This is a genomic window from Streptomyces yangpuensis, assembly GCF_024666385.1.
In the GTDB taxonomy this organism is placed as follows: domain Bacteria; phylum Actinomycetota; class Actinomycetes; order Streptomycetales; family Streptomycetaceae; genus Streptomyces; species Streptomyces yangpuensis.
In genome coordinates this window covers 6,174,714-6,188,780 of sequence record NZ_CP102514.1, presented here as the reverse complement: position 1 = coordinate 6,188,780, position 14,067 = coordinate 6,174,714, and the positions used below count along the sequence as shown (strand labels likewise).

Below are 14,067 nucleotides of genomic sequence, written 5' to 3'. Positions count from 1 at the left end.
GATCATGGGAACGTTTGTTCTATTCTCTCGGCAGAGCCAGCAAGGGAGGCGCACCATGCGCTGGGAGAACCTGACCGAGGGCCCCGCCGGGCCGGCCGCGCTCTTCGGGGCCGGAGCCGTCGTGACCCGCACCATCGACACCCCCGAGTTCCGGGGGATCACCTTCCACGAAGTGCGGGCCCGGTCGATCGTCAACCGGGTGCCCGGCGCCTCGCGCATGCCGTTCGAATGGACCGTCAACCCCTACCGGGGCTGCAGTCACGCATGCGTGTACTGCTTCGCGCGCAAGACGCACAGCTATCTCGACCTCGACACCGGCCTCGGCTTCGACTCCCAGATCGTCGTCAAGACCAATGCCCCCGAACTGCTGCGCCGCGAGCTCGCCGCGCCCCGCTGGACCGGCGCGCACATCGCGATGGGCACCAACGTGGACTGCTACCAGCGCGCCGAGGGCCGCTACCGGCTGATGCCCGGGATCATCGAGGCCCTGCGCGACCGCGCCAACCCCTTCTCTATCCTCACCAAGGGCACGCTGATCCTGCGCGACCTGCCGCTCCTGCGCGAGGCGGCCGAGGTCACCGAGGTCGGCATCTCCGTCTCCGTCGGCTTCACCGACACCGCCCTGTGGCGGACCGTGGAGCCCGGTACGCCCTCCCCCGCCGCCCGGCTGAACGCTGTACGGACACTGACCGACGCCGGGATCGAGTGCGGTGTGCTGATGGCCCCGGTGATCCCCTTCCTCGGCGACTCCCCCGACCGGCTGCGGGCCACCGTGCGGGCGGTCGCCGAGTCCGGCGCCACCTCCGTGACACCCCTGGTACTCCATCTGCGGCCCGGGGCGCGCGAGTGGTTCACCGCCTGGCTGGGCGAGCACCACCCGCACCTCGTCGAGCGGTACGAGCGGATGTACGCGGGCGGCTCGTACGCGCCCACCTGGTACCAGCGGATGATCACCCGCCAAGTCCACGAACTCGCGGCCGAATTCGGCATCGGCCCGGCCCGGCGGGGCGCGGCGCGCAAGGCCGCCGGCCCCGAACACCCGGACGGGCCCGCCTCCGCCGGAGCGACCCAGCTCACCCTCCTCTGACGTCCATCGCTGTCTGAACGGTCATCACATCGGGCCAATGGCCCTTCCAATCCCGTCTTCCAGGCGTGGTTTCCGGGACGATTCCGCCCAGAACACTCGGCTGGGAGGCCCCATGCTCCACCCCTTGAAGAAGCGCGCCGCCGTCCTGCTGGCGACCTCCACCGTCGCCGCCGCCCTCGCGAGTCCGGTGACGGCCGCCCCGGCCGCGCCCGCCCCGGCGGAGCGGGCCGCGCAGGCCGCACTGCGCTGGACCGGCTGCGCGACCCCCCGCTACCCGACGCTCCAGTGCGCGTCCCTCGAGGTGCCTCTCGACCACGACCGGCCCGCCGGCCGGACGATCACCCTCGCGCTGACCCGGGTCCCGCACACCGCCAAGACCTCCCAGGGCCCCCTGCTGGTCAACCCCGGCGGGCCGGGCGGCAGCGGGCGCGCACTCGCCGGGTTCGTCGCCTCCGCCCTGCCCAAGGACGTGGCGGCGCAGTACGACGTGATCGGCTTTGACCCCCGGGGCGTCGGCAGGAGCGAGCCCGCCCTGGACTGCGGCGCCGGACACTTCAGCCCCGTCCGCCCCGACTCCGTACCGCAGGACGCGGCCACCGAGCGGGCCAACCTCGACCGCGTCCGGGCCTTCGCCGAGTCCTGCGGCGCCCGGCACGCGGACGTGCTGCCGCACATCGGCACGGTCTCGGCCGCCCGGGACATCGAGGTGCTGCGCACCGCCCTCGGCGCGCAGCGCATCAGCTACTTCGGCTACTCCTACGGGACCTACCTGGGCGCGGTGTACGCCAAGCTCCACCCGGGCCGGGTGCACCGGCTCGTCCTGGACTCCGTCGTCGACCCGAACGGGGTCTGGTACGAGGACAACCTCTCCCAGGACCTCGCCTTCGACGCCCGCCACAAGGCCTTCCTGGCGTGGGTCGCCCGGCACGACGCCACCTACCGGCTCGGCACCGACCCGGCGGCGGTCGAGGCGCGCTGGTACGCCATGCGCCAGTCGCTGCGCGGGGCCCCGGCCGGCGGCAAGGTGGGCCCGTCGGAGCTGGAGGACACCTATATGCCGGGCGGTTACTACAACGGCTACTGGCCCAACCTCGCCGACGCCTTCGCGGCGTACGCGGTGAAGAAGGACAGCAAGCCGCTGGTGGCGGCGTACGAGCGGTTCGGTGCGGTGGAACCCTCCGCGGGCAACAGCTACAGCGTCTACACCGCGGTCCAGTGCCGGGACTCGGCCTGGCCCCGGGACTGGAACGAGTGGCGCGCGGACATGTGGCGCACGCACACCAAGGCGCCGTTCATGACCTGGAACAACGCCTGGTACAACGCCCCGTGCGCGTTCTGGCCGACCGAGCCGCTGCAGGCCCCCGACGTGACCAACGCGGATCTGCCGCCGGCCCTGCTCCTGCAGGCGACGGACGACGCGGCGACCCCTTTCGACGGGGCGGTCAGCATGCGGGAGAAGCTGTCGGGCTCGGCCCTGGTGGTCGAGGAGGGCGGCGGCAACCACGGCATCGCCCTCAGCGGGAACAAGTGCCTGGACGAGAAGGTCGCCGCCTATCTGCGGACCGGGCAGGCGGCGGACGCCACCTGTCCCGCGCAGCCGGCCCCGCAGCCCACGACGGCGACCCGGGCCGTGCCCTCCTCGGCGGGCGGCGCCGCCCTGCACGGCCTGCTCGGCTTCCGCGGCTGACCGAACGCTCCTGCCGGGTCGGGCCCGCCGACGGGATCCGGCGGGCCCGCCCACGCGGGCCCGTGGGGCGCCGCGGGCCCGTGGGGCGCCGCGGGCCCGTGGGGCGCCGCGGGCCCGTCAGGTGTCGAGGGCGCGCAGGGCGGTCGTCGCCGCCACCGCGAGGCGGGGGTGGGACTGGGCGCGGGTGAGGACCTCGCGGGCGCGGGGATCGGCGAGGGCGCCCAGGCCCTCGACGCAGGCCAGCGCGACCCGCCAGTAGGGGTCGTTCGGTGACAGCAGCCGCGCCAGGGTGGCGATCAGGGCCGGTACGGACTCCGGGGCGCGCAGCGCGGTGAGCAGCCGGACGGGCTGGAGGGCGTAGGCGGTGCGCAGGCCATTGGTGGCGAGGGCCGCGGCCGCGCGGGCGGTGCGCGGGTCGTCGAGGACGGCCAGGGCCTCGGCGGCGGCCGCGCAGCGGGGCGGGTCCCGGTGGTTGAGGAGCAGGACGAGGGATTCGAAGGCGCGCCGGTCCCGGGCGAGCCCGAGCCGGTAGGCGGCCAGCTCGCGGGCCCACAGGGGCAGCCCGGCCGAGGTCAGGGAGGCGGCGAGGGCGTCGGGGGCGGCCGCGCGCAGCACCTCGTACTCGGGCGAGCCGCCCGCCTCCGCCCGCAGGCGCTCCAGCACGTCGTTCACGCGGCCCACCCTAGGCGGGCGGGGCGGGTGGCACGCCGGGTTCGCGCAGATGATCAAGGTCGGCTGATCGATGATCGATGATCGGTACATTTCGGCGGTACAGGTCACATCTCCGCGCTCTGGCGCGTCAGTTACCGGCGAGTTACTGTCGTTGCAACACGTACGAGGGCGGCCTGGTGACGCAGCCGCCTCGTGTCGGTCGGTTCGTTTCGCATGCACGGTATGACCCCGGGACAGGGTCGTGCCGCTTCCGCCCCCGGGGCTCCTTCCCGCCGGGCTCCCGTCCGGGCCGTTCCTGCCCCGGACTCCTCACCGCACGGCACTCCGTACGGCATCCGCGCGCGCTGTGCGCCGCGCGCTCCCTCAGTCGTCACCCTCTTCCACTGGAGTCCCTCGATGGACCGTCAGTCCAGTCAGCCCACCCTCCAGACCATCGCCGTCGTCGGCCTCGGCACGATGGGCACCGGCATCGCCGAGGTCCTCGCCCGCGCCGGCCGCGAAGTCATCGGCATCGACATCAGCGAGACCGCAGCCCGCCGGGCCTCGGCCTCCCTCGCCGCGGCGACCGCGCGTTCCGTCGCCCGGGAGCGCCTCACCGAGCAGGAGCGGGCGGACGTCCTGGCCCGTTTCCGCACCTTCACCGACCTGGCCGCCGCGGCCGAGGCCGATCTCGTGATCGAGGTCGTGCCGGAGTCGTACGAGGTCAAGCAGCAGGTGTTCCGCGAGCTCGACGCGGTCGTCCGGGCCGACACGATCCTCGCCACGGGCACGAACGCCCTGTCGGTGACCCGGCTCGCCGCCGAGTCCCAGCGCCCGGAGCGCGTGCTGGGCCTGCACTTCTTCAACCCGGTCCCGGCGATGAAGCTGGTCGAGATCGTCTCCTGCGTCCTGACCGCCCCGACGGCCGTGGAAGCGGTCACGGAGCTGGCCCGCGAGCTCGGCAAGGAGCCCGTCGCGGTCGGCGACCGGCCCGGATTCGTCGCGGACGGCCTGCTCTTCGGCTACCTCAACCAGGCCGCGGCCATGTACGAGGCGAAGTACGCCTCCCGCGAGGACATCGACGCGGCGATGCGGCTCGGCTGCGGCCTGCCCATGGGCCCGCTCGCGCTGCTCGACCTGATCGGCGTGGACACGGCCCGCACGGTCCTGGAGGCCATGTACGCCTCCTCCGGCGACCGCCTGCACGCCCCGGCCCCGATCCTGGGGCAGCTGGCCGAGGCCGGGCTGGCCGGCCAGAAGTCCGGGCGCGGTTTCTACACGTACGAGGCGCCCGGCAGCTCGGTGATCGTGCGTGACCTGCAGACCCCGCTGGACGGGTCGCTGCTGGGCGCGGGCCGCCCGGTGAGCTCGGTCGGCGTGGCCGGCTCCGGCACCATGGCGAGCGGGATCGCGCAGGTCTTCGCCCAGTCCGGGTTCGACGTGGTCCTGGCCGCGCGCAGCCAGGAGAAGGCGGAGGCCGCCAAGGCCGCCATCGGCAAGTCCCTGGGCCGTGCGGTGTCCAAGGGCAGGCTGACGCAGGAGGCCGCGGACGAGACCCTGGGCCGGATCACCCCGGCCGGGTCGCTGGACGCCTTCGCCGAGGTGGACCTGGCGGTGGAGGCGGTCGCCGAGGACCTGGAGGTCAAGCAGGAACTGTTCGCGGCGCTGGACAAGGTCTGCAAGCCGGGTGCGGTGCTGGCCACCACCACCTCCTCGCTGCCGGTCATCGCGGTGGCCCGGGTGACCTCGCGTCCGCAGGACGTGATCGGCATGCACTTCTTCAACCCGGCCCCGGCGATGAAGCTGGTCGAGGTGGTCCGGACCGTCCTGACCGCCGACGACGTGCACGCCACGGTCCGCGAGATCTGCGTGAAGGTGCGCAAGCACCCGGTGGACTGCGGGGACCGGGCCGGCTTCATCGTGAACGCGCTGCTGTTCCCGTACCTCAACAACGCGATCAAGATGGTCGAGGAGCACTACGCGAGCCTCGACCAGATCGACGCGGCGATGAAGCTGGGCGGCGGCTACCCGATGGGACCGTTCGAGCTGCTCGACGTGGTCGGCCTCGACGTCTCGCTGGCCATCGAGAAGGTCCTCCACAAGGAGTTCCGCGACCCGGGCCTGGCCCCGTCCCCGCTGCTGGAGCACCTGGTGGCGGCGGGCTGCCTGGGCCGGAAGACCGGCCGCGGATTCCGTGAGTACGCCCGGCGGTAACCGAGCGGGCCACGAGCCGGATGCGTGGGGAGGGCTGCTCGGGTCCGCCGGACCCTCACGGCGGACTGACCCTCCCGAGCCCAGTGCGGGCTCTCCCCCGCATCCACCCCTCTCCCACCCCCCTCAGGCGCGCTCCCCTGCGCGAATGAAGTACTTTCGCTCTATGTCCCAGCCCGCCAAGACCTCGCCCCGCGCCTCCTCGGCCACCGACGCCCCGGAGAGTCCGGCCGGCACCAAGGCGGCCGCACAGCGGCTCAAAATGCGCCGCGAGCTGGCCACCGCGGCCATGGAGCTGTTCGCGACCAAGGGGTACGAGGCGACGACGGTCGACGAGATCGCCGCGACGGCCGGGGTCGCGCGGCGGACCTTCTTCCGGCACTTCCGGTCGAAGGAAGAGGCGATCTTCCCCGACCACGACGACACCCTGATCCGTGCCGAGGCGGTCCTGGACGTGGCCCCGGCGCACGAGCACCCGCTCGACACGGTGTGCCGCGGGATCAAGGAAGTCATGAAGATGTACGCCGCCTCGCCGGCGGTGTCGGTGGAGCGCTACCGGCTGACCCGCGAGGTGCCGGCGCTGCGGGAGCGGGAGATCGCCTCGGTGGCCCGGTACGAGCGGCTGTTCACCCGCTATCTGCTGGCGCACTTCGACGAGACCGACCACCACGACGGCAACGACGACCCGCTGCTGGCCGAGGTGGCCGCCTCGGCGGTGGTCACGGCCCACAACCACGTGCTGCGGCGCTGGCTGCGGGCCGGCGGCCAGGGTGACGTGGAGGCGCAGCTGGACCACGCCTTCTCCATCGTCCGCAAGACCTTCGGCACCGGGATCGGCGCGGGCCGCACCCTGAGCCCGGCGGCGCCCTCGGCGCCGGCGGCGGTGCGGGCCGAGGGCGAGGTGCTGGTGGCGGTGGCGCGGACCGACGCGCCCCTGGACGAGGTCATGCGGACCATCGAAGAGGCACTGCGCGCGAGGTAGCCGAACCGGAAGCGATGCTCGTCACAGCGGCCGCCCCCGAGAGGGGGGCGGCCGCTTTCGTATGTCCGGCTTGCCCCTACTCGGCGGTAACTCTGATCGATCATCGCTCATCTGCGCAGGTCAATAGGCAAATGAGAGAAAGTTTTGGCACGCGGTGCCTTGCCGGGTGACACGGGGTGCCATACGTTGAAGTCGTCCGGATGTCCCCGCGACCCACGCCCACACGGCACGGAACGCGCCCCGGACGCCTGCGTCACCAGGCACCCGCACGCCCCACCACGGGCGGCGCCCAGCACCACAGCACAGCCGGACCGACGGCACACCGCACCCGCTCCACGCACCCGTTCACCTCAGCGCACCCTCATCAGCGCTAGCCGGAGGCTCACCGTGAAGGACATCCTGGACGCGATTCAGTCGCAGTCCGCCACCGCCGCAGACTTCGCGAACCTGCCGCTGCCCGACTCCTACCGCGCGATCACCGTGCACAAGGACGAGGCGGAGATGTTCGCCGGACTCACCACGCGCGAGAAGGACCCGCGCAAGTCCCTGCACCTCGACCACGTCCCGCTCCCCGAGCTGGGCCCGGGCGAGGCCCTGGTGGCCGTCATGGCCTCCTCGGTCAACTACAACTCGGTGTGGACCTCGATCTTCGAGCCCGTCTCCACCTTCAGCTTCCTGGAGCGCTACGGGCGCCTGTCGGAGCTCACCAAGCGCCACGACCTCCCGTACCACGTCATCGGCTCCGACCTCGCGGGCGTCGTCCTGCGTACCGGCCCCGGCGTCAACGCCTGGAACCCGGGCGACGAGGTCGTCGCACACTGCCTCTCCGTCGAGCTGGAGTCCTCCGACGGCCACAACGACACGATGCTCGACCCCGAGCAGCGCATCTGGGGCTTCGAGACCAACTTCGGCGGCCTCGCCGAGATCGCGCTCGTCAAGTCCAACCAGCTGATGCCGAAGCCCGACCACCTCAGCTGGGAGGAGGCCGCCTCCCCCGGCCTGGTCAACTCCACCGCCTACCGCCAGCTGGTCTCCAACAACGGCGCCGGTATGAAGCAGGGCGACAACGTCCTGATCTGGGGCGCCAGCGGCGGCCTCGGCTCGTACGCCACCCAGTTCGCCCTCGCCGGCGGCGCCAACCCGATCTGCGTCGTCTCCTCCCCGGAGAAGGCCGACATCTGCCGGTCCATGGGCGCCACCGCGGTCATCGACCGCAACGCCGAGGGCTACAAGTTCTGGAAGGACGAGAACACCCAGGACCCGCGCGAGTGGAAGCGCTTCGGCGCGAAGATCCGCGAGCTGACCGGCGGCGAGGACATCGACATCGTCTTCGAGCACCCGGGCCGCGAGACCTTCGGCGCCTCGGTCTACGTCACCCGCAAGGGCGGCACCATCACCACCTGCGCCTCGACCTCGGGCTACATGCACCAGTACGACAACCGCTACCTGTGGATGTCGCTGAAGCGGATCGTCGGCTCGCACTTCGCCAACTACCGCGAGGCGTGGGAGGCCAACCGCCTGATCGCCAAGGGCAAGATCCACCCCACCCTGTCGAAGGTCTACTCCCTGGAGGAGACCGGCCAGGCCGCCTACGACGTCCACCGCAACCTCCACCAGGGCAAGGTCGGCGTCCTCGCGCTCGCCCCCGAGGAGGGCCTGGGCATCCGCAACCACGAGATGCGCGCCCAGCACATCGACGCCATCAACCGCTTCCGCAACGTCTGAGTCCGTTCAAAGGCCTAAGGGACAGCCTGAGATGACAGAGCGCCAGAAGGACCGTCCGTGGCTCATGCGGACGTACGCCGGCCACTCCACGGCCGAGGCGTCCAACGAGCTGTACCGCCGCAACCTCGCCAAGGGCCAGACCGGCCTGTCGGTCGCGTTCGACTTGCCGACGCAGACCGGCTACGACCCCGACCACATCCTCGCCCGCGGCGAGGTGGGCCGGGTCGGGGTCCCGGTCTCCCATCTGGGCGACATGCGGCGGCTGTTCCAGGACATACCCCTGGAGCAGATGAACACCTCGATGACGATCAACGCCACCGCCATGTGGCTGCTGGCGCTCTACCAGGTGGCCGCCGAGGAGCAGGGCGCGGACATCTCCCAGCTCCAGGGCACCACCCAGAACGACATCGTCAAGGAGTACCTCTCGCGCGGGACGCACGTCTTCCCGCCGGGGCCGTCCCTGCGGCTGACGACCGACATGATCGCGTACACGGTCAACCACATCCCGAAGTGGAACCCGATCAACATCTGCAGCTACCACCTGCAGGAGGCCGGGGCCACCCCGGTCCAGGAGATCTCGTACGCGATGTCCACCGCGATCGCCGTCCTCGACTCGGTGCGCGACTCGGGGCAGGTTCCCGAGGAGCGCTTCGGCGAGGTGGTCGCCCGCATCTCCTTCTTCGTGAACGCGGGCGTCCGCTTCATCGAGGAGATGTGCAAGATGCGCGCCTTCGGCCGCATCTGGGACAAGGTCACCAAGGAGCGCTACGGCATCGAGAACGCGAAGCAGCGCCGCTTCCGTTACGGCGTCCAGGTCAACTCCCTGGGACTCACCGAGGCGCAGCCCGAGAACAACGTCCAGCGCATCGTGCTGGAGATGCTCGCGGTCACCCTCTCCAAGGACGCCCGCGCCCGCGCGGTGCAGCTGCCCGCCTGGAACGAGGCGCTGGGCCTGCCCCGGCCCTGGGACCAGCAGTGGTCACTGCGCATCCAGCAGGTCCTCGCCCACGAGAGCGACCTGCTGGAGTACGACGACATCTTCGCCGGATCCCACGTCATCGAGGCCAAAGTCGACTCCCTGGTCGCCGACTGCCTGGCCGAGATCGACCGGATCCAGGAGATGGGCGGCGCCATGGCCGCCGTCGAGTCCGGTTACCTCAAGGGCGAGCTGGTCTCCTCGCACGCCGAACGGCGGGCGCGGATCGAGGCCGGCGAGGACAAGATCGTCGGTGTCAACTGCTTCGAGCAGACCGAGGAGAATCCGCTCACGGCCGACCTGGACGGCGCGATCATGACGGTCGACCCGGCAACGGAGGCCTTCACCGTCGAGCGGATCGGCCGCTGGCGCGCCGAGCGCCAGGAGTCCTCGGACCGCCAGGGGAACGGCGACCCGTTCGTCTTCCCCACCACCCAGCAGGCGCTGGAGCGCCTGAAGGAGGCCGCGGCGGGCACCGAAAACCTGATGGAGGCCACCCTGGAGTGCGCCCGGGCCGGTGTCACCACCGGCGAGTGGGCGGGCGCCCTGCGTGAGGTGTTCGGCGAGTTCCGCGCGCCGACCGGCGTCTCCTCGGCCCCCGTCGCCGTCACCGCCGAACCGGGCACTCCGATGCACGAGGTCCGCGAGAAGGTCGCCCGCACCGCCGACGAGCTCGGATCGGGCCGGCTGCGCCTGCTGGTGGGCAAGCCCGGCCTGGACGGGCACTCCAACGGCGCCGAGCAGATCGCCGTCCGCGCCCGCGACGCCGGCTTCGAGGTGGTCTACCAGGGCATCAGGCTGACGCCCGAGGAGATCTCCTCCGCCGCGCTGGCCGAGGACGTGCACTGCGTGGGACTGTCCATCCTGTCCGGATCGCACAGCGCCCTCGTCCCGGACGTCCTGGAGCGGCTGCGCACGGCGGGGGCGGGTGACATCCCCGTCATCGTCGGAGGCATCATTCCGAACGCCGACGCCGTCGCGCTCAGGGCCGCGGGTGTCGCCGCGGTCTTCACGCCGAAGGACTTCGGCATCACGGAGATCATCGGCCGTATCGTCGACGAGATCCGCAAGGCCAACAAGCTCGCTCCCCTCGACACAGACAACGCACTCGTTGCAAGCACGGAGGTCCCCGCATGACCACGCCAGTCCACCCGGTGAACCGCCTTCGCCCGCGTCGCTCCTGCCTCGCGGTGCCCGGCTCGAACCCGCGGTTCCTGGAGAAGGCCCAGGGCCTGCCGGCCGACCAGGTCTTCCTGGACCTGGAGGACGCCTGCGCCCCGCTCGCCAAGGAAGGCGCCCGCCACACCATCGTGGACGCGCTGAACAACGGCGACTGGACCGGTAAGACCCGCGTCGTGCGCGTCAACGACTGGACCACCCACTGGACCTACCGCGACGTCATCACGGTCGTCGAGGGCGCCGGCCAGAACCTCGACTGCATCATGCTGCCGAAGGTCCAGGACGCCCAGCAGGTCGTGGCCCTCGACCTCCTCCTGACCCAGATCGAGAAGACCATGGGCTTCGAGGTCGGCAAGATCGGCATCGAGGCGCAGATCGAGAACGCCAAGGGCCTGGTGAACGTCGACGAGATCGCCGCAGCCTCCCCCCGGCTGGAGACCATCATCTTCGGCCCCGCCGACTTCATGGCCTCGATCAACATGAAGTCGCTGGTCGTGGGCATGCAGCCGCCCGGCTACCCGGCGGACGCCTACCACTACATCCTGATGCGGATCCTGATGGCGGCCCGCACCCACAACCTCCAGGCGATCGACGGCCCCTTCCTGCAGATCCGCGACGTGGACGCCTACCGCGAGGTGGCCGGCCGGGCCGCCGCGCTGGGCTTCGACGGCAAGTGGGTGCTGCACCCCGGCCAGGTCGACGCGGCCAACGAGGTCTTCTCCCCCTCCCAGGAGGACTACGACCACGCCGAGCTGATCCTCGACGCCTACGACTGGTGCACCTCCGAGGCCGGCGGCAAGAAGGGCTCCGCGATGCTCGGCGACGAGATGATCGACGAGGCCAGCCGCAAGATGGCCCTGGTCATCGCGGGCAAGGGCCGGGCGGCCGGCATGGAGCGCACCACCAAGTTCGAACACCCCTCGACCGAGAAGAAGGCGGAGGCCTGAGCGCCATGCAGTTCGGACGCACGTACGAGGAGTTCGAGGTCGGGGCGGTCTACAAGCACTGGCCCGGGAAGACGGTCACGGAGTACGACGACCACCTCTTCTGTCTCCTGACCATGAACCACCACCCGCTCCACATGGACGCGAACTACGCCGAGAACACAACCGACTTCGGCAAGAACGTGGTGGTGGGCAACTACATCTACTCGCTGCTGCTCGGCATGTCCGTGCCGGACGTCTCCGGGAAGGCCATCGCCAACCTGGAGATCGAGTCCCTGCGGCACGTGGCGCCGACCTTCCACGGCGACACGATCTACGGCGAGACCACGGTCCTCGACAAGACCCCGTCGAAGTCCAAGAACGACCGCGGCATCGTCTACGTCGAGACCAAGGGCTACAAGCAGGACGGCACCCTCGTCTGCGTCTTCCGGCGCAAGGTGATGGTCCCGACCGAGACGTACATCAAGGAGCGCGGCGGCGAGCAGCCCGGCCGCCCCCAGCTGAAGACCCAGGAGAAGTAGCCATGGCCCGACTCGCCCAGACCGCCGGGCTGACCGACGTCCAGCGGGAGATCCTCAAGACCGTCCGCGAGTTCGTCGACAAGGAGATCATCCCGGTCGCCACCGAGCTGGAGCACCGCGACGAGTACCCGCAAGCGATCGTCGACGGTCTCAAGGAGCTCGGCCTCTTCGGGCTGATGATCCCGGAGGAGTACGGCGGCCTGGGTGAGTCGCTCCTCACCTACGCCCTGTGCGTCGAGGAGATCGCACGGGGCTGGATGTCCGTCTCGGGCATCATCAACACGCACTTCATCGTGGCGTACATGCTCAAGCAGCACGGCACGCAGGAGCAGAAGGACCACTTCCTCCCGCGCATGGCGCTGGGCGAGGTGCGCGGCGCGTTCTCGATGTCCGAGCCGGCGCTCGGCTCGGACGTGTCGGCCATCACGTCCAAGGCGGTGAAGGACGGCGACGAGTACGTCCTGAACGGCCAGAAGATGTGGCTGACGAACGGCGGCAGCTCCACCCTGGTGGCCGTTCTCGTCCGGAGTGACGAAGGACACCCCGAGGGCACCGCGCCCCACAAGTCGATGACGACCTTCCTCGTCGAGAAGGAGCCCGGCTTCGGTGAGGTCCGCCCCGGCCTGACCATCCCCGGCAAGATCGACAAGATGGGCTACAAGGGCGTCGACACGACCGAGCTCATCATGGACGGACTGCGCATTCCGGCCAATCGCGTCCTCGGCGGCCAGACCGGCCGAGGGTTTTACCAAATGATGGACGGCGTCGAGGTCGGCCGCGTCAACGTGGCGGCGCGTGGCTGCGGTGTCGCTCAGCGTGCCTTCGAGCTGGGCGTCTCGTATGCCCAGCAACGTCACACTTTCGGCAAGGCGATCGCCGAACACCAGGCCATCCAGTTCAAGCTGGCCGAGATGGCTACCAAGGTCGAAGCCGCTCATGCGATGATGGTGAACGCAGCACGCAAAAAGGACTCCGGGGAACGAAACGACCTCGAAGCAGGGATGGCGAAGTACCTCGCCTCCGAGTACTGCAAGGAGGTGGTCGAGGACGCCTTCCGCATCCACGGTGGATACGGATTCTCGAAGGAGTACGAGATCGAGCGCCTCTACCGCGAGGCTCCGATGCTGCTCATCGGTGAAGGTACCGCCGAGATCCAGAAAATGATCATCGGGCGACGCCTGCTCGAGGAGTACCGACTCCAGGGCTGAAAGTCCCTTTTGCGGCGGATCCTCCCTGGGTCCGTCGCGACAAGGTCACTACCAGTCACTGGCCGACGGCCATCGACTCGGCTTCTGGCTTGCCCAGTTGTTGCGCGCAACCGATAGCATTCCAGTAAAGCCGCCGTCCCGTCCCCCTGTTTGCGGCGCGGCAATCACCCGCTACGAAGGTCATCCATGCCCCACAGCCAAACCTCTGCACCCCGCGACAGCCGACTCGGCGTACGTCTCGCCCGCGGAGCATCGCCGTGGCTTCTGCCGACCGTCGCCACCGCGGCGCTCAGCCTCACCCGGGCCCGCAAGTCCGGACGCTGGGCCGCCGCGGCCGTGCCCGCAACCGCGCTCGCCGCGGGCATGCTGTGGTTCTTCCGCGACCCCGAGCGTGAGATCGCCCAGGGCCGTGTCATCTCGCCCGCCGACGGTGTGGTGCAGAGCATCATGCCGTGGAAGGACGGACGGACCCGGGTCGCGATCTTCATGAGCCCGCTCAACGTCCACGTCAACCGCGCGCCCCTCGCGGGCACGGTGACGTCCGTGGAGCACATCCCCGGCGGATTCGTCCCGGCCTTCAACAAGGAGAGCGAGAACAACGAGCGCGTTGTCTGGCACTTCGACACCGAGCTCGGCGACATCGAGATGGTGCAGATCGCCGGCGCCGTCGCCCGGCGCATCGTCCCGTACCTGCCGGCCGGCACCAAGGTGGAGCAGGGCGAACGCATCGGTCTGATCCGCTTCGGTTCCCGCGTCGACATCTACCTCCCGGAGGGCGTCGAAGTCGCGGTCGAGGTCGGTCAGGCCACCACCGCGGGGGTGACACGAATTGACCGTGACTGACCCTGAGACTCCGGCCACCGGCTGGGTGCCCGAGTCCACCGAGGAGGAGTCCG

General features: G+C 70.4%; 11 protein-coding genes. 10 read left to right on the top strand and 1 reads right to left on the bottom strand.

All coding sequences use genetic code 11. The features are described from left to right. The first annotated feature begins 55 nt into the window (after positions 1-55). Both NRK68_RS28110 and NRK68_RS28105 read left to right on the top strand, forming a co-directional pair. The gene (locus NRK68_RS28110) at positions 56-1,087 is read left to right on the top strand and encodes an Rv2578c family radical SAM protein (RefSeq protein WP_183063843.1); all 1,032 of its coding nucleotides are present in this window, start codon (positions 56-58) and stop codon (positions 1,085-1,087) included. A 112-nt stretch (positions 1,088-1,199) separates the two neighbouring features. Beyond that, positions 1,200-2,774, top strand: a complete 1,575-nt coding sequence (locus NRK68_RS28105) for an alpha/beta hydrolase (RefSeq protein ID WP_183063842.1) — start codon at positions 1,200-1,202, stop codon at positions 2,772-2,774. Between the two features lie 117 nt (positions 2,775-2,891). On the opposite strand, the gene NRK68_RS28100 is transcribed toward NRK68_RS28105, so the two are convergent. Further along, positions 2,892-3,446: a HEAT repeat domain-containing protein gene (locus NRK68_RS28100; RefSeq protein WP_257857110.1), complete on the bottom strand. Its 555-nt coding sequence runs from the start codon at positions 3,444-3,446 to the stop codon at positions 2,892-2,894. A gap of 396 nt (positions 3,447-3,842) precedes the next feature. Here NRK68_RS28100 and NRK68_RS28095 point away from each other — a divergent pair, with 396 nt between their 5' ends. From NRK68_RS28095 to NRK68_RS28060, 8 genes are all read left to right on the top strand, one after another. Further along, positions 3,843-5,639, top strand: a complete 1,797-nt coding sequence (locus NRK68_RS28095; protein WP_257857109.1) for a 3-hydroxyacyl-CoA dehydrogenase family protein — start codon at positions 3,843-3,845, stop codon at positions 5,637-5,639. A gap of 163 nt (positions 5,640-5,802) precedes the next feature. After that, on the top strand, positions 5,803-6,618 hold the full coding sequence (locus NRK68_RS28090) for a TetR family transcriptional regulator (protein ID WP_183063839.1): 816 nt from the start codon (positions 5,803-5,805) through the stop codon (positions 6,616-6,618). A gap of 387 nt (positions 6,619-7,005) precedes the next feature. Beyond that, the gene (gene ccrA, locus NRK68_RS28085; RefSeq protein ID WP_183063838.1) at positions 7,006-8,343 is read left to right on the top strand and encodes a crotonyl-CoA carboxylase/reductase; all 1,338 of its coding nucleotides are present in this window, start codon (positions 7,006-7,008) and stop codon (positions 8,341-8,343) included. A gap of 31 nt (positions 8,344-8,374) precedes the next feature. Then, a complete protein-coding gene (locus NRK68_RS28080; RefSeq protein WP_183063837.1) occupies positions 8,375-10,456 on the top strand; it encodes an ethylmalonyl-CoA mutase in 2,082 nt (693 codons plus the stop codon). After that, positions 10,453-11,445: an HpcH/HpaI aldolase/citrate lyase family protein gene (locus tag NRK68_RS28075; RefSeq protein WP_046779885.1), complete on the top strand. Its 993-nt coding sequence runs from the start codon at positions 10,453-10,455 to the stop codon at positions 11,443-11,445. The genes NRK68_RS28080 and NRK68_RS28075 overlap by 4 nt, the downstream gene beginning before the upstream one ends. A 5-nt stretch (positions 11,446-11,450) precedes the next feature. Next, positions 11,451-11,963: a MaoC family dehydratase gene (locus tag NRK68_RS28070; protein WP_030027414.1), complete on the top strand. Its 513-nt coding sequence runs from the start codon at positions 11,451-11,453 to the stop codon at positions 11,961-11,963. Between the two features lie 2 nt (positions 11,964-11,965). After that, on the top strand, positions 11,966-13,171 hold the full coding sequence (locus tag NRK68_RS28065; protein WP_060177728.1) for an acyl-CoA dehydrogenase family protein: 1,206 nt from the start codon (positions 11,966-11,968) through the stop codon (positions 13,169-13,171). Positions 13,172-13,357: 186 nt separating this feature from the next. After that, positions 13,358-14,014 carry a phosphatidylserine decarboxylase gene (locus tag NRK68_RS28060; RefSeq protein WP_030027411.1) on the top strand — a complete coding sequence of 219 codons (657 nt, stop codon included), beginning with the start codon at positions 13,358-13,360 and terminating at the stop codon, positions 14,012-14,014. Positions 14,015-14,067 lie beyond the last annotated feature (53 nt).

Bases quoted from the DNA above. Each gene is read 5' to 3' on its own strand.
- NRK68_RS28065 (WP_060177728.1), top strand. From the start codon at position 11,966: ATGGCCCGACTCGCCCAGACCGCCGGGCTGACCGACGTCCAGCGGGAG.
- NRK68_RS28095 (WP_257857109.1), top strand. From the start codon at position 3,843: ATGGACCGTCAGTCCAGTCAGCCCACCCTCCAGACCATCGCCGTCGTC.
- NRK68_RS28080 (WP_183063837.1), top strand. From the start codon at position 8,375: ATGACAGAGCGCCAGAAGGACCGTCCGTGGCTCATGCGGACGTACGCC.
- NRK68_RS28105 (WP_183063842.1), top strand. From the start codon at position 1,200: ATGCTCCACCCCTTGAAGAAGCGCGCCGCCGTCCTGCTGGCGACCTCC.
- NRK68_RS28075 (WP_046779885.1), top strand. From the start codon at position 10,453: ATGACCACGCCAGTCCACCCGGTGAACCGCCTTCGCCCGCGTCGCTCC.
- NRK68_RS28060 (WP_030027411.1), top strand. From the start codon at position 13,358: ATGCCCCACAGCCAAACCTCTGCACCCCGCGACAGCCGACTCGGCGTA.
- NRK68_RS28110 (WP_183063843.1), top strand. From the start codon at position 56: ATGCGCTGGGAGAACCTGACCGAGGGCCCCGCCGGGCCGGCCGCGCTC.
- NRK68_RS28090 (WP_183063839.1), top strand. From the start codon at position 5,803: ATGTCCCAGCCCGCCAAGACCTCGCCCCGCGCCTCCTCGGCCACCGAC.
- NRK68_RS28070 (WP_030027414.1), top strand. From the start codon at position 11,451: ATGCAGTTCGGACGCACGTACGAGGAGTTCGAGGTCGGGGCGGTCTAC.